The 17672-nt window shown below is 43.8% G+C and carries 17 protein-coding genes; 8 read left to right on the forward strand and 9 right to left on the reverse strand.

Going from position 1 to position 17672, the window contains the following annotated elements; genetic code table 11:
* Positions 1 to 9: 9 nt before the first annotated feature.
* The 5 genes from uppS to rpsB all read right to left on the reverse strand — a co-directional run bounded on the left by uppS (position 10) and on the right by rpsB (position 4090).
* Positions 10 to 765 (reverse strand): undecaprenyl pyrophosphate synthase, encoded by a 756-nt coding sequence (gene uppS, locus VEZ01S_RS00575; RefSeq protein WP_021712062.1) that lies wholly within the window; start codon positions 763 to 765, stop codon positions 10 to 12.
* 102 nt (positions 766 to 867) lie between these two features.
* Positions 868 to 1425: a ribosome recycling factor gene (gene frr / locus VEZ01S_RS00580; protein ID WP_021712063.1), complete on the reverse strand. Its 558-nt coding sequence runs from the start codon at positions 1423 to 1425 to the stop codon at positions 868 to 870.
* Positions 1426 to 1486: 61 nt separating this feature from the next.
* Complete coding sequence (gene pyrH / locus VEZ01S_RS00585; protein WP_021712064.1) at positions 1487 to 2218, reverse strand: UMP kinase; 732 nt, start codon at positions 2216 to 2218, stop codon at positions 1487 to 1489.
* 167 nt (positions 2219 to 2385) lie between these two features.
* Positions 2386 to 3228: a translation elongation factor Ts gene (gene tsf, locus VEZ01S_RS00590; protein WP_021712065.1), complete on the reverse strand. Its 843-nt coding sequence runs from the start codon at positions 3226 to 3228 to the stop codon at positions 2386 to 2388.
* 130 nt (positions 3229 to 3358) lie between these two features.
* The gene (rpsB, locus tag VEZ01S_RS00595; RefSeq protein ID WP_021712066.1) at positions 3359 to 4090 is read right to left on the reverse strand and encodes a 30S ribosomal protein S2; all 732 of its coding nucleotides are present in this window, start codon (positions 4088 to 4090) and stop codon (positions 3359 to 3361) included.
* 346 nt (positions 4091 to 4436) lie between these two features.
* Here rpsB and map point away from each other — a divergent pair, with 346 nt between their 5' ends.
* Positions 4437 to 5312 carry a type I methionyl aminopeptidase gene (map, locus tag VEZ01S_RS00600; protein ID WP_021712067.1) on the forward strand — a complete coding sequence of 292 codons (876 nt, stop codon included), beginning with the start codon at positions 4437 to 4439 and terminating at the stop codon, positions 5310 to 5312.
* 181 nt (positions 5313 to 5493) lie between these two features.
* Here map and VEZ01S_RS00605 read toward each other — a convergent pair whose 3' ends face one another.
* Positions 5494 to 8631, reverse strand: coding sequence for an HD domain-containing phosphohydrolase (locus VEZ01S_RS00605; protein WP_040889865.1), 3138 nt, complete (start codon positions 8629 to 8631; stop codon positions 5494 to 5496).
* A gap of 199 nt (positions 8632 to 8830) precedes the next feature.
* Between VEZ01S_RS00605 and glnD the strand changes: the two genes are divergently transcribed.
* Together glnD and VEZ01S_RS00615 are read left to right on the forward strand one after the other, a co-directional pair.
* Positions 8831 to 11455, forward strand: coding sequence for a bifunctional uridylyltransferase/uridylyl-removing protein GlnD (gene glnD, locus VEZ01S_RS00610; RefSeq protein ID WP_040889866.1), 2625 nt, complete (start codon positions 8831 to 8833; stop codon positions 11453 to 11455).
* Between the two features lie 208 nt (positions 11456 to 11663).
* The gene (locus tag VEZ01S_RS00615) at positions 11664 to 12047 is read left to right on the forward strand and encodes a DUF3461 family protein (protein ID WP_021712070.1); all 384 of its coding nucleotides are present in this window, start codon (positions 11664 to 11666) and stop codon (positions 12045 to 12047) included.
* A 47-nt stretch (positions 12048 to 12094) separates the two neighbouring features.
* Here the strand turns inward: VEZ01S_RS00615 and truC are convergent, their stop codons facing one another.
* Both truC and VEZ01S_RS00625 read right to left on the reverse strand, forming a co-directional pair.
* The gene (gene truC / locus VEZ01S_RS00620; RefSeq protein ID WP_021712071.1) at positions 12095 to 12832 is read right to left on the reverse strand and encodes a tRNA pseudouridine(65) synthase TruC; all 738 of its coding nucleotides are present in this window, start codon (positions 12830 to 12832) and stop codon (positions 12095 to 12097) included.
* Complete coding sequence (locus tag VEZ01S_RS00625; RefSeq protein WP_021712072.1) at positions 12832 to 13149, reverse strand: YqcC family protein; 318 nt, start codon at positions 13147 to 13149, stop codon at positions 12832 to 12834. The genes truC and VEZ01S_RS00625 overlap by 1 nt, the downstream gene beginning before the upstream one ends.
* An 80-nt stretch (positions 13150 to 13229) precedes the next feature.
* Between VEZ01S_RS00625 and VEZ01S_RS00630 the strand changes: the two genes are divergently transcribed.
* The 5 genes from VEZ01S_RS00630 to VEZ01S_RS00650 all read left to right on the forward strand — a co-directional run bounded on the left by VEZ01S_RS00630 (position 13230) and on the right by VEZ01S_RS00650 (position 15789).
* Positions 13230 to 14273 (forward strand): DUF3549 family protein, encoded by a 1044-nt coding sequence (locus tag VEZ01S_RS00630; RefSeq protein WP_021712073.1) that lies wholly within the window; start codon positions 13230 to 13232, stop codon positions 14271 to 14273.
* The gene (locus VEZ01S_RS00635; RefSeq protein WP_021712074.1) at positions 14274 to 14570 is read left to right on the forward strand and encodes a DUF3301 domain-containing protein; all 297 of its coding nucleotides are present in this window, start codon (positions 14274 to 14276) and stop codon (positions 14568 to 14570) included.
* Positions 14571 to 14721: 151 nt separating this feature from the next.
* Positions 14722 to 15003, forward strand: coding sequence for a hypothetical protein (locus VEZ01S_RS00640; RefSeq protein ID WP_021712075.1), 282 nt, complete (start codon positions 14722 to 14724; stop codon positions 15001 to 15003).
* The gene (locus tag VEZ01S_RS00645) at positions 15003 to 15452 is read left to right on the forward strand and encodes a YaiI/YqxD family protein (RefSeq protein WP_021712076.1); all 450 of its coding nucleotides are present in this window, start codon (positions 15003 to 15005) and stop codon (positions 15450 to 15452) included. Before VEZ01S_RS00640 ends, VEZ01S_RS00645 begins: the two co-directional genes overlap by 1 nt.
* 115 nt (positions 15453 to 15567) lie before the next feature.
* Positions 15568 to 15789 carry a TA system antitoxin ParD family protein gene (locus VEZ01S_RS00650; RefSeq protein WP_021712077.1) on the forward strand — a complete coding sequence of 74 codons (222 nt, stop codon included), beginning with the start codon at positions 15568 to 15570 and terminating at the stop codon, positions 15787 to 15789.
* 143 nt (positions 15790 to 15932) lie between these two features.
* Here VEZ01S_RS00650 and VEZ01S_RS00655 read toward each other — a convergent pair whose 3' ends face one another.
* Positions 15933 to 17546 (reverse strand): NAD(P)/FAD-dependent oxidoreductase, encoded by a 1614-nt coding sequence (locus tag VEZ01S_RS00655; protein ID WP_021712078.1) that lies wholly within the window; start codon positions 17544 to 17546, stop codon positions 15933 to 15935.
* Positions 17547 to 17672 lie beyond the last annotated feature (126 nt).

Here is a 17672-nt window from a genome sequence, read left to right on the forward strand (position 1 = left end):
GCTACTTCCTTATTTGTTATCCATGAGTGCTTTGATCTGCTCTCCGGTACAACCAAAGCGACGCTCGCGATTGATATACCAAGAGATAGCTTCGGCTAAGCCGTCTTCATCAAAGTCAGGCCAGTGTTTGTCACAGAAATAAAATTCTGCGTACGCCACTTGCCATAATAAAAAGTTACTGAGGCGAGATTCGCCACTGGTACGAATCAATAGATCCACATCAGGCAAATCTGCGAGGCATATTTCTTGTGAAATCAGATCTTCGGTAATGTCAGTGGGTTGTATCTCACCACGTATTGCTTTTTCAGCAATGCGTTTTGTTGCCTGTGTAATATCCCATTTACCACCGTAGTTGGCCGCCACATTGATAACCAATCCAGTATTATCTTGTGTCAGTGCTTCTGCTTCCGCTATTTTTTTCTGTAAACGAGAATTAAACCCCGTTTTATCGCCAATGATTCTCAGTTTAAGATCATTTTTATGTAATCGCTTCACTTCGGTAGAGAGCAAAGTGATAAATAATTCCATTAATAGACTGACTTCTTCTTGTGGTCGGCGCCAATTTTCACTGCTAAACGCAAATAGAGTCACTGACTTAATACCCAGCTTAGCGGCTGCGGTAATGGTTTTTCTGACTGCGTTCACCCCTTTCTTATGGCCATAAACTCTAGGTTTGCCATGAGATTTCGCCCAACGTCCATTTCCATCCATGATGATGGCAACGTGTTGAGGAATTGAGCTAGGTGTTACTGAAGTGTCAGACATAAAGAAGATATTGAATAATTAACAGGTGGGAGATAATAGCAGAAAAAAACGCTGCACTGTAGATGTGCAGCGTTTTAACAATCAATCGACAGTCAGTTTTGCTTAAACTTCCATCAACTCTTTTTCTTTTGCAGCAAGAACTTCATCAACGTTCTTAACAGCAACGTCAGTCAGTTTTTGAATTTCTTCTTGTGCTTTACGATCTTCATCTTCAGAGATTTCTTTATCTTTTAAAAGCGCTTTAAAATCACTGTTTGCGTCACGACGGATATTACGGATTGCAACACGTGCACCTTCAGCTTCGCCACGAACGATCTTAACTAGATCCTTACGACGCTCTTCTGTTAGCGGTGGAAGTGGTACACGGATAACCGTACCCGCAGACATAGGGTTTAGACCTAGATCTGATTGTAGAATTGCTTTTTCAACTTTAGGCGCTAATTCTCTATCAAATACCGTGATGGCTAGAGTACGAGCATCTTCAGCAACTACGTTTGCTACTTGGTTAAGAGGCGTTGGTGCACCGTAGTACTCTACTGAAAGACCAGATAGAAGACTTGGGTGAGCACGACCAGTACGTACTTTTGAAAGAGTGTTCTTTAGCGCTTCAACGCTTTTGTCCATACGCTGTTGCGCATCTTGCTTGATTTCGTTAATCACGATTTCACCTTTGAAATTATCTAGGCCAAATACATGGCCATGCTAAGTTGTGCTAGGGCGATTATTCAGCGCTGCTGATAAGAGTACCTTCAGCTTCACCCATCACCACGCGACGCAGTGCGCCTGGCTTGTTCATATTAAATACGCGAATTGGCATGTTGTGATCGCGTGCCAATGTAAATGCGGCTAGATCCATAACTTTAAGCTCTTTATCTAGAACTTCATTGTACGTTAACTGGCTGTAAAGTTCAGCGTCTGGGTTCTTTGCAGGGTCAGCATTGTATACGCCGTCAACTTTTGTTGCTTTTAATACAAGATCCGCTTCGATTTCGATGCCGCGTAGACATGCTGCTGAGTCTGTAGTGAAGAACGGGTTACCTGTACCTGCAGAGAAGATCACTACACGGCCTTGACGTAATTCGCGAATCGCATCCGCCCAGTTGTAGTCGTCACACACGCCTTTCAGTTGAATCGCAGACATTACGCGAGCGTTAACATAAGCACGGTGAAGAGCATCGCGCATTGCAAGGCCGTTCATTACGGTTGCCAGCATACCCATGTGATCGCCTACTACGCGATTCATGCCTGCTTCTGCAAGACCTGCGCCACGGAAAAGGTTACCACCGCCGATCACAACACCCACTTCGACACCCAGTTCAACTAACTCTTTTATCTCCTGAGCCATACGCTCAAGAATCGTTGGATCAATACCAAAACCTTCTGAGCCCTGTAGAGCCTCACCACTCAGTTTTAATAGGATACGCTGATATGCTGGTTTAGGATTTGTAGTCATGAAGTATACCTTCTAAAAGAGTTATCGATTAACAGTTGAGAATAGAGACTCACTGATCTTGGAAAGATAGGTTGAATCCCAATTCTGAACCACTAAATAGTAGCGTTTATTCGTAAAAAGACCGCAGCATAAGCCACGGTCTTTTAAAATATTAACAAGGCTATAAATTAACCTTTTTGAACCGCTGCTACTTCGTCAGCAAAGCTCATTTCGGCAGCTTTCTCGATGCCTTCACCTACTTCTAAGCGAACGAAATCAGATACTGATGCGCCACGCTCTTTTAGGATTTCACCAACAGATTTCTTAGGTTCCATAACGAACGCTTGACCTGTTAGAGAGATTTCGCCAGTGAATTTCTTCATGCGGCCAACAACCATTTTTTCAGCGATAGCTTCTGGTTTGCCTTCGTTCATTGCGATTTCAACTTGAACCGCTTTTTCTTTCTCAACAACTTCAGCTGGTACGTCTTCTGGGTTTAGGAACTCAGGACGAGAAGCAGCAACGTGCATTGCTACGTGCTTAAGTGTTTCTGCGTCGCCTTCACCAGCAACAACTACACCGATTTTCTCACCGTGACGGTAAGAAGCGATAGCAGTACCTTCAACGTACTGTACGCGACGGATGTTGATGTTTTCGCCGATTTTAGCAACTAGAGCAATACGAGTGTCTTCGAATTGTGCTTGAAGTTCTTCAGCAGTCGCTTTAGAAGCTAGAGCAGCGTCAGCTACTTCGTTTGCAAATGCAGTGAAGCTTGCATCTTTAGCAACGAAGTCAGTTTGACAGTTAACTTCAAGAAGAACAGCAACGCCGTTTGCATCTTTAACAATGATTTTGCCTTCAGCAGCTACGTTACCTGCTTTCTTAGCAGCTTTAGCAGCGCCTGATTTGCGCATGTTTTCAATTGCTAGTTCGATATCACCGTCAGTCTCGTTAAGAGCCTTTTTACAGTCCATCATACCTGCGCCAGTACGGTCGCGCAGTTCTTTTACTAGAGCAGCAGTTACAGCCATTCTCTAATTCCTCAAGTTGATTCAAAAGGTAAAATTCAGGGGCCTAAATTGGGGCCCCTGATGTATACTAGCACTTAGTCTTTGTTAATCGGTATTCCGACAAACAACTAAGTGTGACGCGGAGCAGATATTATTCAGCTTCTTCTACGAAACCGTCTTTATCAGCAGCAGTTGCAACGTCTTTGTTACGACCTTCAGTCACAGCTAGTGCAGCCGCGTTAAGGTATAGTTGTACCGCGCGGATTGCATCGTCGTTACCAGGGATGATGTAATCAACACCGTCTGGATCAGAGTTAGTATCTACAACAGCGTATACAGGGATACCTAGGTTGTTCGCTTCTTTAACTGCGATGTGTTCGTGATCAGCATCGATAACGAATAGAGCGTCAGGTAGACCGCCCATGTCTTTGATACCACCAAGAGATTTCTCTAGCTTCTCCATTTCGCGAGTACGCATTAGAGCTTCTTTCTTAGTTAGTTTCTCAAAAGTACCGTCTTGAGCTTGAGCTTCAAGTTCTTTTAGACGCTTGATTGATTGACGAACAGTTTTGTAGTTAGTCAACATACCACCTAACCAGCGGTTGTTAACGTAGAATTGGTTGCTTGCGATAGCAGCTTCTTTAACAGCTTCAGATGCAGCGCGTTTAGTACCAACGAAAAGAACTTTACCTTTTTTCTCGCCAACTTTAGCAATTTCAGCTAGAGCGTCGTTGAACATAGGAACAGTTTTTTCTAGGTTGATGATATGAACCTTGTTACGAGCACCAAAGATGAATGGTTTCATTTTTGGGTTCCAGTAACGAGTTTGGTGACCGAAGTGAACACCAGCTTTTAGCATATCGCGCATTGATACAGTTGCCATTTTATAATCCTCTATTGGGGTTAGGCCTCCACATTCCCCATGAATTCGACTCCCTCAATTTGCTTAAGCAAACCGTGGAGCACCCCGAAACATGTGTCGAAATGTGTGTGATTTAAATTAAGTAAGTTTATGAGTTAGGTCGCCATATCGCCCTAACAAGTAGGAAGACAATGGAATCTATCTCGGCGCGCTTTATACCATATTTTTCGGTCTAATTACCAGAAATATCCTGTTTATTTTACTTTTAAGACTAAAGATGTCGCTAGCTGAGTTTTATTTTCATTTGCGAGTAAGCGCAGTATTGTTAGAATAAAGGCAATTGTAGCAAGAGTTAACTGAGTACAGCATGTCAATAAAAATTAAAACTGAAGCTGAAATCGAAAAAATGCGCGTTGCTGGTAAGTTAGCCGCGGATGTTTTAGAGATGATTGCCCCACACGTAAAAGAAGGGGTAAGCACCGAAGAATTGAATAAGATCTGCCATGAATATTCCTTAGAGCACGGCGCTTATTCAGCCCCATTGGATTACCACGGATTTCCAAAATCAATCTGTACTTCTATCAACCATATTGTCTGCCACGGTATCCCAGCCCTAGAAGATGAAGTGGGCAGTAACGGTCAGAAAAAACCCGCAGTGCTTAAAAATGGTGACATCGTTAATATCGATATCACTGTCATTATCCCAGATGATGAAAATGCCGACCTTAGCACCCGCCCTGAAGGCTACCACGGTGACACCTCTAAGATGTTTTTGATTGGCGATGTAGAGCCAAGCGACAAACGTCTATGTATGGTCGCTCAAGAAGCACTGTATTTGGGGATGAAGCAAGTTAAGCCAGGAGCTACGGTAGGCGCAATTGGCACCGCCATTGAAAAATACATCAAAGAAAACAACAAAAAGAACCCTCGTAATAAGTTCTCTATTGTTAAAGACTTCTGTGGTCACGGTATTGGCAATGAGTTCCATGAAGAGCCGCAAGTCGTTCACTATAAAAACTTTGATCGTCGCGTGCTTAAAGAAGGCATGTGTTTCACCATTGAACCTATGATCAATGCGGGCAAGTTCGGTTGTACTATCGATGCCAATGATGATTGGACTGTTTACACTGGCGACGGTAAAAACTCAGCACAGTGGGAACACACAATTGTGGTGACTAAGCAAGGCTGTGAAGTACTGACCCTGCGCAGTGATGAGTCGATTCCTCGCTTCATGATCAACTAGTTTTACGCATACATCAAACCTTCAAAAGCCAGCGTTTGCTGGCTTTTTTTATGCGCCACTAGATAGCCAATTCATACCCATCACAGTAAGTCAGTGATCAGAAGTAGCGCCGGAAAAATGCTCGAGAACAAAGCAGATTTTTTCGGTAAGCCGTTATTGAGTACGATAGGTATAACTGCGGTTAAACCCAGTAATCGTCAATATTCACATCGTCTATTTGCTCTGGCTCTAGGTATCTTTGGGCATAATATAAATAAGTCTTACTTTGTAAGAATAAACGGTACACGTCTTTATCTAGGTGCTCGTCCAACACCATAAATTTCATGATGGTTAATGACTCACTGAGAGTCTTTGATTTCTTATACGGCCGATCAGCCGCGGTAAGAGCCTCAAATACATCCGACAGTGCTAAGATTCGCTCAGGGATGGTCAACTCATCTCCTTTTAGCTTTCTCGGATAACCCGTCCCTTTCATCGTTTCATGATGGGTTGACGCATAACGAGGGACTTTTGATAAATCTTCAGGAAAAGGCATCGCCTCTAGCATTTTGATGGTACTAATAATGTGCTCATTAATCTTGAATCGATCTTCGGGGGTCAATGTCCCTCGGCGAATGCACAGGTTGTACAGCTCCCCTTGATTGGCAAGATACTCCGGTACTTCCATTTTAATGTTAAAGCTCGGGTCAAACTCAACCTTGTGTAAATGAGGGATCAGGTGCTCTGGTTTATCCGATAACACATTCTCCACCCCAGAGGTGTTGGCTTTCTGTTGCGCATACGTTTGAGCAAGGTGGCGCTGCTCCTCTGGAGATAGTCCAATGCGATTGTCCAAATATCGAACCCAGGTTTTTTGCGCAATTTGTTGAATGCGCTCGATGGCCTCATCGTCCATCATTTCTCCCCCGACATTGGCTTTCGCAACCAATGAAAACTCCTGTTTTAACTCCTCGATACTCGCTTGTAAATGAGCATCAAGGTCGGGATTAATTTGCGGAGACTGTTGCTGATAAAACGCAATAATCTGATCTCGAATCAGGACCTCAAAGCGGGTTCGAATCTCATGAATTCGGTTGTAATTCACTTCTAATTTTGAACCTTTGTCCACGATGTATTCTGGCGTGGTGATCTTCCCGCAATCGTGCAGCCAAGCGGCAATTTTGAATTCTCTTCGCTGCTCATCATTGGCAAAATTAAACTGCGCAAATGGGCCTTGTTGCGCATTTTCAGCCTCACTCACTAACTTAATGGCCAATTCAGGTACTCGGTTACAATGACCTGCGGTATACGGCGATTTATCATCGATAGCTTGAGCGATGAGCTGAATAAATGAATCCACAAATTCTTGTTGCTGTATCTCATAATGATTCAAGGCATCCGCCGTGGTTTGTATAGAGTTGGACAGCTCGTCCAATTCTTTAATCACGGTCGGGACCAACTCAACACTGCTGTATTTTCGTTCTCGTACTTTACTGGTCTGGCGAATCAAAGCGTGGATAGGTTTCACAATCGGATTTGAAAACACGTGAGAAAGAGGAATAAGAAGCAACAAAATAGCGGCTGAACTGAGAGTCACAGTCATGACATTGCTTAATGCGACTTCTAACAACGCTTCGGCAGGGATGGTAATACTGAGAAATTCAGTTCCATCTTCAAATAGATCCAGCTGCTGAACAAAGCCAAAATAAGGCACACCATTCACATCAAACTGAGACAATTTATTACGTAAACTGGGGGTGCGAATCGCATCAATCAGAAACTTATGCGGCACAACACTGCTTGGGCTATCTGCCCCAAACCATTTGTTTTCCAAAAAATGAATTTCGCTCGGGGTTAAACTTTCCACCGCTAAGTTCATAATATCGACAAGCTTAGGATCGAGTCTATTCGTCACAAAATGAAATGAATTTTTAGCTTGTAATTGGCTGTCCGCTTTGAGTTGATGAACACGGATCCCCTCTAAAAAATGCCGGTTTATTTTGCTTTGCAAGATCACTGACAGATCCATTACCGCATCTAGCTGACCTGTTTTTAACTGTGTGAGTCCAATATAAATGTCCTCTAACTCCACCAGCTCGATTGAAGGGTGCTCTTGCCTGATCTCATCAATAATCGACCACCCTTGCAAAATACCGATTTTCTTACCGTGTAAATCACCTATGCTAACAGTGCTGTTATCTGATGTCGCAAGGGCAAAATCAAAACGAGCCAAAGGTGAGCTTAAGCGCCCCAAACTCTGGGTTTTCGCGTTATGTGCCATCGGATAGAGAACTTCAATATCTCCTCTCTGATAAGCTTCGACCATCTCCTGCCAAGTCAGCCCATTAATGAACTTAAACTGAATGCCCGTTTTTAATGACACAATGCGCATCAGATCGACAAAGTATCCGGTAGGCTTACCCGAAACCGCAAAATCCAACGGTGACCAATCGGTCTGATTTGATATCTCAATGGCGTCTGATTCAGCCACTACCGTTTGCTGAGAAGGCGTTAAACTCAAAGGACGAACGCCAGGTAGTAATGAAAATTGCTCTTCATGAGAAGACGCTTTTAACATGCCCGTTTCATCATAAATATAAAATTGAGCAGACACATGTGTTTGTACAGGCCCTAGACTAGATTTTACTTCATGAGCTAGCGAGGCCACCACTACATCGATACCCACCACACTGCCAAATTTTGAATTTTTAATCCGTGAGGCGTAAGTTTGACCATTTAATTGTATGTTGTGGAATAAATAAGGCTCGGTTTTGAATACTTCGGCATGACTTGCTCCCACAAACCAAGGGCGTTCTACTGCGTTATACTTACTCTTCTGTTGAACGCTTTCTCTAAGCTCAAAAGTATCGCTATAGTAAGAAGTGACTTTACTGTTTCCTTGGCCGTTGTTTTTGATTTCCACCAGCGCCCAACGATCCTCACTGCGCGCACCAATCCTCGAACGCAGCGCTTCCACAGAATCCAAATTAATTAACTGGTAAAAGTGTCCGTTATTTCTTGCCAGATAAACACTATAAAACCATGGGCTATTTTCCATCAGCTGCGCAAATGCATTTCGCGCAATGTGGTTGTGTTCAAATTGCTCTAACTCTTGCTCAAGACTGGCTAATACTTTGGTTATATTGGTGATGAACTCATCAAACTCACGCACTTCGGTACCGACGCTGTAAGCGATGTTTTGATATTTTTCTAAAGCGGTATAAAGGGCTTGCTGCCGACTAAAATAGTATTGCAAACTGATCGCAACACCCGCCGTTATACAGGTTGTCAGAATAAAGAGACTGATGACCGTCACCTTTATTGAAAATCGCCTTTTCATCTCACCCTCATCCATGAAGAATCTACCTAGTTAGATTAGAACAAGATTTATGAAAGTGTATGAATATATTGGTTTTTTATTGTAATTAGCGGTGTATAACCTATTTTGATTTCGAACTTTATCTTGCTATCACTGACAATTTCAGGAAATATCAATTGCAGTAACTCTACTGCATAAAAGGACTTAGTGCGTGCCAAACATCGATGCTCTATCCCCAGCTCAACTGTCTGATGAACAGCTTGATATCCAAAATCTACGTCATTTACTGCACAACTTTAGTGAACAGCAGAAAAGTGCCTTTTTAGATCACCAACCTGTAGCAGCCTTAGTTCAGCAGCGCAGTGATTTCATGGATTCGTTGTTAGAACGGATCTGGACCTACTTTGGCTTTCACAATATCGAAGGAATCTCACTGATTGCCGTGGGCGGCTACGGTCGCAGCGAACTGCACCCTCTGTCAGATATCGATATTCTGATCTTGTCTAAGCGAACACTAAAAGAAGAACTCATTCCAAAAATCAGTGAATTTGTCACTTTGCTTTGGGATTTGCGACTTGAGGTTGGGCACAGTGTGCGCAGCGTTAAGGAATGTCTTGAAGTCGCAAAAGATGACCTAACCGTTGCAACCAACTTGCAAGAATCACGTCTTATTTGTGGCAGTCAAGATTGCTTCCAACTGTTAAGAAATGACATTCATGCCGACAGCTTTTGGCCAAGCGCCCTATTTTATAGCGCTAAGCTAGAAGAACAAAAACAGCGTCATGCTCGCTATCACGATACGGGCTACAACCTAGAACCCGATATTAAATCAAGCCCTGGTGGTTTACGTGATATCCATACGTTAAGCTGGGTCGCCAGACGACATTTTGGTGCTTCCTCTTTGCTAGAGATGAGCCATCATGGCTTCTTAACCGACGCTGAATACCGAGAATTACAAGAATGCCAAAACTTTCTCTGGCAAGTTCGATTTGCCCTACACATAGAACTCAAGCGCTATGACAACCGCCTCTCTTTTGCCTACCAAGCAAAAGTGGCTGAAAACCTAGGCTTTACTGGAGAGAAAAACCAGCCTGTTGAACGCATGATGAAAGAGTTCTATCGAACCTTACGTCGCATCATAGAGCTGAATAAAATGCTGCTTAAACTGTTTGATCAAGCCATTTTAAATCAAGGTAAATTGGTGCCTGCGGAAATTATCAATGAAGACTTCCAACGCAGAGGTCACCTCATTGAAGCTCGCAAGCCAGCGTTATTCCAAGCTCGCCCCGATACCATTTTAGATATGTTTATTCATATCGCTAATGACTCAACCATCACTGGCGTGGCACCCCCAACTCTGCGCCAATTGCGCACCGCAAGAAGACGACTCAATCGCTTTTTACATGATATTCCAGAAGCTCGTGAAAAATTCATGTTGTTGGTTAGACACCCTAACTCACTCAATAGAGCCTTTCGTCTCATGCATCAACTGGGGGTCTTATCAGCGTATCTGCCACAATGGAGCCAAATAGTAGGTCAAATGCAATTCGACCTTTTCCATGTCTACACGGTAGATGAGCATAGTATGCGACTGCTACAGCATATTCATAGATTCAGTGATATCGCCAACCGAGATAAACACCCTATTTGCTGTGAAGTACTGCCCAGAATTCAAAAGCCTGAATTACTGATCATTGCTGCTATTTTCCATGATATCGGTAAAGGTCGCGGTGGCGATCATTCTGTCATTGGCGAAGGTGAAGCCTATGATTTTTGTATTGAGCATAATCTCTCCATACCCGAAGCAAAACTGGTCTCTTGGTTAGTCAGACACCATCTATTAATGTCCGTCACCGCCCAAAAGCGTGATATTCAAGATCCTGAGGTTATTGCGGATTTTGCGAAAAAGGTCAAAACGGAAGAGTATCTAGAATTTTTAGTCTGTCTGACCGTGGCCGATATTTGTGCGACCAATCCAGAGCTATGGAACAGCTGGAAACGATCCCTTCTTACTGAGCTATTTTATTCGACACAACGAGCATTGCGACGCGGGCTTGAACACCCTGTCGATGTCAGAGAAAGGATCCGTCACAATCAACAGCAAGCCTCAGCAGTGCTAAGAAGTCAGGGCTTTACCCCAAGAGAAATCGAAGTGCTATGGCAACGTTTTAAAGCGGATTATTTTTTACGCCACACACCACAACAACTGGCGTGGCACGCTCAGGCTATTTTACAACAAGAAGATCCAGACTCACCTCTGGTTCTGATCAACCCGCAACCCACGCGCGGTGGCTCTGAGCTGTTCGTGTACACCAAAGATCAACCGGTATTGTTCGCCAGCGTTGTCGCAGAGCTCGACCGTAGAAATTTCAATGTGCATGATGCGCAAGTCATGATCAGTCGTGATAAGTATATTTTAGATACCTTTATCATCTTAGATCAAAACAACCAGCCGTTAGAAGAGAACCGTCATGAGGGGATCATAAAGCAGCTGCAAAACGTCATTAAAGATGGTCGATTAACAAAAATTAAACCAAGACGTACCCCGCGAAACTTAGTGCACTTTAAGGTCAACACCCGCACTGAGTTTATTGCCACTAAAAATAATAACCAAACCTTAATGGAGCTTATCGCACTGGATACTCCGGGATTATTAGCCGCAGTGGGAGCAACCTTTGCTAAGCTCGACTTACATCTGCACGCAGCAAAGATCACGACCATAGGTGAACGAGCAGAAGATTTGTTTATTATTACCTCTCCAGAAGGCAAAAAATTAGACGAACAACTTCAGCAAACACTGCAAAGCAAGTTAATTGAAAATATCAGTAAACTGGCGCCTCATTAAAGTGTGAATAAGAGCAGAGTTGCGAGGGAAGTCTCTACCTAAGTTGTTGCTTCCCTGTTAAATTGAGGATTCCTTATAAAAGGCGTCCTCTTTTTATATTCGTCATAGTAAGTCCGCTTTCCGTGGTCACATTCGCCCACTAGCACGGTTTATGACTGACGACGATGAGTACAGCTGCCTTTTGTTCTATTTGTCTATAGAGGTGCCTATGTATCAACATCTAACCGGGTTGGGAATCAATGAGCCAACACAGATTGAGCGCTACTCTTTACGCCAAGAAGCTCAAAAAGATGTACTGAAGATCTACTTTAAAAAGCAGAAAGGTGAATTGTTTGCAAAGAGCGTTAAGTTTAAATACCCAAGGCAAGTAAAAAGCGTGTTACTGGATGACGGTAGCGGTCAGTATCGAAACAAAACTGAGGTCAATCGTAATTTAACTTTACTCATCGATGAGCTTAATACACTGACAAAACCCATCAAACCGAGCGAACTTGATACCAAGCAAAAAATCTTGTCTGATTTGCGCCACTTAGAAAAAGTCGTTTCCAGTAAAATTGCTGAAATAGAAGCGGATATAGAAAAGCTACAATAACCCTTTTGATTAAAGCTCATAGCCTACTATGAGCTTTTTTACGCTGATCAGCATTCGCTTTCAGCCAACGCCTCTTGCCAAGCAAAGCGCTCAATTAGCTGACGCCATGTATCATCAAATTGCGCTTCTAACACCAGCTGAACCCCCGTGTAAGGGTGTTCAAACTGCAACCTTGACGCATGCAATAGTAAGCGGTCACTCGCAAGGTTATCCTTGAACAATCTATTATGTTTACCATCACCATGGGTTGTATCACCCACAATAGGGTGACGTAAATGCTTCATGTGGCGACGCAGTTGGTGCTTACGCCCCGTTAGCGGTTGCAACTCCATCAAACAATAGCGAGAGGTAGGAAAACGCCCCGTTGAAAACGGCACCTCTACACTGGCTAAGGGCTTATAATCGGTAATAGCCTCTTGTGCTTCTTTATCTTTATTGGCGAATTTATCGGCAATTTTGTCGTATTCCACTTTCAGGGCGTAATCGAGTCTAGCCCCTTCTTCAATCCACCCGCGCACAATCGCATGATAGGTCTTTTGCATTTGATGCTCAGCAAACATAGGCATCATCTGTGAAGCCACTTCACTGGATAAAGCAAAAACCAACACTCCAGAAGTAGGACGGTCTAAACGATGTAAAGGAAACACATGCTGACCAATTTGATCACGTAAGGTCTGCATGACAAATTGCGTTTCTTTTTTATCTAACCAAGAGCGGTGCACTAACATACCCGCCGGCTTATTTACCGCCACTATGTAGTCGTCTTGATAAATAATATCTAACATTATGCGCACACCTCATCAATCTGTCTTAATACATCTAACACTGGATACCAACGAATATCATCGCCGCATGCTTGCTCAAAATAGGGCGTAATCTCAAAGCCACTCGGCAAGGTTAAGTTCATCGTTATCAATTGCTGCATTTTGGGGATGAAAATCCATTGCAACCATTGCTCTGGGCGCAAAGTATCAATCGCGAACGGTTGCAAACTACTTAACGCTTCCTGAGAAGGCATATTCGCTTCCCACAACCCAGCATCTTCTAGGCGACTTTGTGCAGATAATAGCAATTTTTGCATTTGTTTAGAGATAGTATTCAAGGTATTTCTCATTTGCTCTTGAAATTCGGCGCAAGATTACCATGTTATAGGGAGAGTATGGGCTATTTAGACGCAGGCAAATGAAAACTATTTCTACACTGACACAAATTTTGAACGACAGCGACTGTCAATTTAAAGTGCATGACCTAGGTCGTCGCATTGAACTGATAGCCAATGAAGAGTTTGAGAACATCGAATTAGGCCGACAAGCCTACCCTTATCCTATTCAGCGCCAAGCTCAATTTGCGATTACTTATTGGAATGAGAAAAAACAGCCGTGGATATGGTTCCTCAAATTCGATCTCGATGAGCGTGGCCTATTAAGCGCAACCGATATCGGCAACTTTATTAAATTTGTACTTGAAGCTATGGGCTCTCGCTTACAAAAAGATCTCAGCGAAGAAGCGCAAGAACAACTGGCAAATAACCCATACACCTTTAAACCAAAAGAAGACAAATTAGCCGTCTTTAATAGCCAAGTTAGCGCAGAGCTTGAGCTGTCCGCTAGCCAATACTACGCGCATGCACTGACTTACTTTAAGGGTGATTTAGGCTGGAGCAACTGGCAAACCGTTGGACTGCAAGGCATTACTGATATTTGTGCACGCTTAAAAGAATCCGGTAATGAGCTTATGGTGAAGAAAAGCTTACCTCATTTGCCAACCCAACCTCTATACGCACTACTCGGTGCATTAGAGCACTGTGATATTAGCGACTCTCTGGCCGCTAGATTGTACGACTTAGCCTTAGAGCAGTTGAATAACCCACAAGGGGATTTATTTTTGCTATCGGCTTTAGCACGCGCACTTGCGGGAGATAAAGGTCATAAACTCTCGTCATTAGTCACGGCAATACTGTCAGAAACTAAATACTGTCACCAAGAAGTATTGATTGCCATTGCCGGTCGCTGTTGGGCGCCGCTACAAGACAGTACGCTGGCTGAGCAATTCCTAATACGCCTTGCTGAGACAAATAATCAAGAGTTGTTCAACCAACTGTTTGCTGATTTGGTCATGCAGCCACAATTACGTATGGTGATACTGCCAATGCTTCATCAAGCACCGTCTAAAAAGCTGGCTGAGGCACTCATCCACTTACAAAATCGTGCAAAAGGGCAACGCTAAATGGAGCATCTGCTGGCGATATTGGGATGCACCCTAGTACTGACCTTGTTTTGGCAACATAGGCGACAAGCCGAACTGGCTAAAGTCGCCATCTCACGCCACTGTAAGCAACTTGAACTGCAAATTGTCAGTATCTCATCGGGTAGCCATCGAATTCGTTATCCTAATGGTAAACTGGGCTGGCATACTGTTTTTTGCTTCGAATTTTCAGCCCTAGGAGATGATTGCTATCAAGGTGAACTGACGATGACTGGTATGCGACTGGCACACTTCTATACCCAGCCCTATCGTATTTAACCCAATAGGTTACCCCTCATAACATAACCTAAGAGACTGACATCAGTTCTCTTAGGTTTGTACAGCTCATCGAGATATGATCGTCGAGACAGTGTACTCGTGATACCGATTTCGATAGGATGAACCTAAACCTTCAACGAAAAAACAGACTATGCCAACCAAAGAAGTGACAGACGAACTCAACCAAGTGTTCCTATCCCTAGAAGCAGAAGGCAAAGAGCCGACTTTAGCGCTCGTCAAAGCGCGCCTAGCAAGCAAAATTCCTATGCCCGCTCTGATTAGTGCGATTAAAAATTGGAAGAGCAGCAAACGCGTACCTAAAATTGAAGTGGCTGATGACAGTCGCAGCGCCGACGGCAAAATCGAAGCCCTTGAACAGCAAATAGTGGCGCTAACTCGTCGTATAGAAGCCCTAGAAAAAGGACAGCAGTAATGAAGATTTGGGTTGATGCTGATGCTTGTCCAAAAGTGATTCGAGAAACCTTAATTCGCGCCTCAGAGCGCACCGGTATTGAGTGTATTTTCGTTGCCAACCACCCTATCCCGCTCCCGCAACGAAACACCATTCGTTTTGTTCAGGTAAGCCAAGGCTTTGATATCGCCGATGACGAGATTGCTCTGCGCATCGAAGCGAATGATCTGGTAATCACCTCTGACATTCCCTTAGCTGATGAAGTCATAACCAAAGGCGGGCAAGCCCTGAGCAGTCGCGGTGAGCTATTTACCAAAGACAATATTAAAGCACGCCTTAACGTGCGTGACTTTATGGATACCATGCGCTCATCAGGCGTACAAACCGGTGGCCCTAGCGCATTGTCCCAAACAGATAGACGCGACTTTGCCAATGCGTTAGATAAAATTCTTGCACGTGCTCCGAAATAACTCTCATTTTTTGCAGATAGTAGTACCTAGAGATAGCCACTTACAGATGTAGCAACTTGCTACATTTGTAGCTATCAACAACAATTCCATATTAGAACCACTATGAGGCTAAATTATGGCAACAATAAGTGTACGAATTGATCAAGAGCTCATCGATAAAGCGGCGATCATGGCAAAAGCTCTAAACCGAACAACCTCTAAGCAAATTGAGCATTGGGCAAAGATCGGAAAGATGATGGAAGATAATCCAGACTTGCCTTATGAATTAGTAAAACAAGCTATCACAGCTAAAGCAGAAAAAGACACAGGCAAACTTGAGGCTTACAGCTTTGACTAAAATTACTACTGTTCTTCATAAAAACCAAAAAGGCTAGAGCATATTTTTGCTCTAGCCTTTTTATCTGATGACATAATAACCAGTAACAGGAATGCACAATGCTTGAGCCTTGCGACTATTTCCTCTTACTATAAACGCAAAAATTAACCTTGCGCTTTCTCAACCATAGACAGTGCTAACGCTTCTGCGACTTTAATACCGTCGATGCCGGCAGACAAAATACCGCCCGCATAACCAGCTCCTTCACCCGCAGGATAGAAGCCTTTTAGATTAACGCTTTGATAGTCTTTATCACGCTTAATGCTAAGCGGTGATGAGGTGCGCGTTTCTACGCCAGTCAATAAACCATCGGCGCTAGCAAAGCCTTTAATTTTCTTATCAAAAGCAGGGATCGCTTCACGAATCGCTTCGATAGCGTAATCAGGCAGTGCTTTGGAAATATCCGTTAGCTTGATGCCCGGCGTGAATGACGGTTCAACATTACCAATCGCTGTTGGATCTGAGCCTTTTAAGAAGTCGCCAATTTTCTGCGCGGGCGCATCGTAAGTTTCGCCGCCCAGTTTAAAGGCACCTGACTCCAACTCTCGTTGTAAACGAATACCGGCCAGTGCATCACCTGGGTAATCTTGCTCAGGTGAAATGCCCACCACAATAGCGCTGTTTGCGTTACGCTCGGCGCGAGAGTATTGACTCATGCCATTAGTCACTACGCGCCCTTCTTCTGAGGTTGCCGCAACCACAGTGCCGCCTGGACACATACAGAAGCTGTATACCGTGCGACCATTTTTACAGTGATGCACTAGTTTATAATCCGCCGCGCCCAAAATTGGATTACCCGCATTTTTACCAAAGCGAGCTTCATCAATCATGGATTGTTTATGTTCGATGCGAAAACCCACTGAAAACGGTTTGGCTTCCATGTATACGCCACGCTCATGCAGCATTTCAAACGTATCACGCGCACTGTGTCCAACCGCCAACACCACATGACGAGATTTGATCTCTTCGCCATTAGACAGGGTAACGCCCGTCAGTTGACCATCTTCGATGTGCAAATCATCCACGCGCGTACTAAAGCGGATTTCACCGCCCAGTTCGATAATTTTAGCGCGCATTTTTTCAATCATAGTCACCAGCTTAAAGGTGCCAATGTGTGGCTTGCTAACGAATTTGATTTCGGCAGGAGCGCCCGCATCGACAAATTCATTAATCACTTTGCGGCTATAAAACTTAGGGTCTTTGATTTGGCTGTATAACTTACCATCAGAGAATGTACCTGCGCCGCCTTCACCAAACTGTACGTTAGATTCAGGGTTCAGATTACGCTTACGCCAAAAACCAAAAGTATCCTTGGTGCGTTCACGCACTTCTTTACCACGCTCAACAATGATTGGGTTAAAGCCCATTTGCGCTAGCACGAGTCCAGCAAACAAACCACAAGGGCCAAAGCCAATCACTACTGGACGCTCGGTCAAATTCTGTGGCGCTTTCGCAACAAACTTGTACTCCATATCAGGAGTCACTTTTACGTGCGGATCGCTCGCAAAGGCTTCTAACAGCTCAGCCTCGTTGGCCACTTCAACATCGAGTGTGTAAATCAATAAAATCTTAGATTTTTTACGAGCATCATAGCCACGTTTAAATACATTAAAGGAAAGAACTTCTGCTGCGGTAATGCCAAGCTTTTTAGTAATGGCTGCCTGAATCGCCTCTTCCTTATGATCTAAAGGAAGTTTAATTTCGGTTAAACGTATCATAGTGATGTCTCGTAGTCGGTGTCTTAGCTAGGTTTTGACTATTCGGTTGTGGTAACAAGCGGTGAATAATTGTACGCCCAGCTCACAATGGCAGGGATTTTACGCCAACTTGAAGGTGCTGTCATA

Origin of the sequence: Vibrio ezurae NBRC 102218 (assembly GCF_000467185.1) — a bacterium.
Classification (GTDB): domain Bacteria; phylum Pseudomonadota; class Gammaproteobacteria; order Enterobacterales; family Vibrionaceae; genus Vibrio; species Vibrio ezurae.

What these genes read in the sequence shown, in the direction of transcription:
- VEZ01S_RS00650 (WP_021712077.1), top strand. Translation starts at nt 15,568, where the DNA reads ATGGCAACAATAAGTGTACGAATTGATCAAGAGCTCATCGATAAAGCG.
- VEZ01S_RS00630 (WP_021712073.1), top strand. Translation starts at nt 13,230, where the DNA reads ATGAAAACTATTTCTACACTGACACAAATTTTGAACGACAGCGACTGT.
- VEZ01S_RS00655 (WP_021712078.1), bottom strand. Translation starts at nt 17,546, where the DNA reads ATGATACGTTTAACCGAAATTAAACTTCCTTTAGATCATAAGGAAGAG.
- VEZ01S_RS00615 (WP_021712070.1), top strand. Translation starts at nt 11,664, where the DNA reads ATGTATCAACATCTAACCGGGTTGGGAATCAATGAGCCAACACAGATT.
- tsf (WP_021712065.1), bottom strand. Translation starts at nt 3,228, where the DNA reads ATGGCTGTAACTGCTGCTCTAGTAAAAGAACTGCGCGACCGTACTGGC.
- rpsB (WP_021712066.1), bottom strand. Translation starts at nt 4,090, where the DNA reads ATGGCAACTGTATCAATGCGCGATATGCTAAAAGCTGGTGTTCACTTC.
- VEZ01S_RS00605 (WP_040889865.1), bottom strand. Translation starts at nt 8,631, where the DNA reads ATGAAAAGGCGATTTTCAATAAAGGTGACGGTCATCAGTCTCTTTATT.
- VEZ01S_RS00635 (WP_021712074.1), top strand. Translation starts at nt 14,274, where the DNA reads ATGGAGCATCTGCTGGCGATATTGGGATGCACCCTAGTACTGACCTTG.
- VEZ01S_RS00640 (WP_021712075.1), top strand. Translation starts at nt 14,722, where the DNA reads ATGCCAACCAAAGAAGTGACAGACGAACTCAACCAAGTGTTCCTATCC.
- map (WP_021712067.1), top strand. Translation starts at nt 4,437, where the DNA reads ATGTCAATAAAAATTAAAACTGAAGCTGAAATCGAAAAAATGCGCGTT.
- uppS (WP_021712062.1), bottom strand. Translation starts at nt 765, where the DNA reads ATGTCTGACACTTCAGTAACACCTAGCTCAATTCCTCAACACGTTGCC.
- pyrH (WP_021712064.1), bottom strand. Translation starts at nt 2,218, where the DNA reads ATGACTACAAATCCTAAACCAGCATATCAGCGTATCCTATTAAAACTG.
- truC (WP_021712071.1), bottom strand. Translation starts at nt 12,832, where the DNA reads ATGTTAGATATTATTTATCAAGACGACTACATAGTGGCGGTAAATAAG.
- VEZ01S_RS00645 (WP_021712076.1), top strand. Translation starts at nt 15,003, where the DNA reads ATGAAGATTTGGGTTGATGCTGATGCTTGTCCAAAAGTGATTCGAGAA.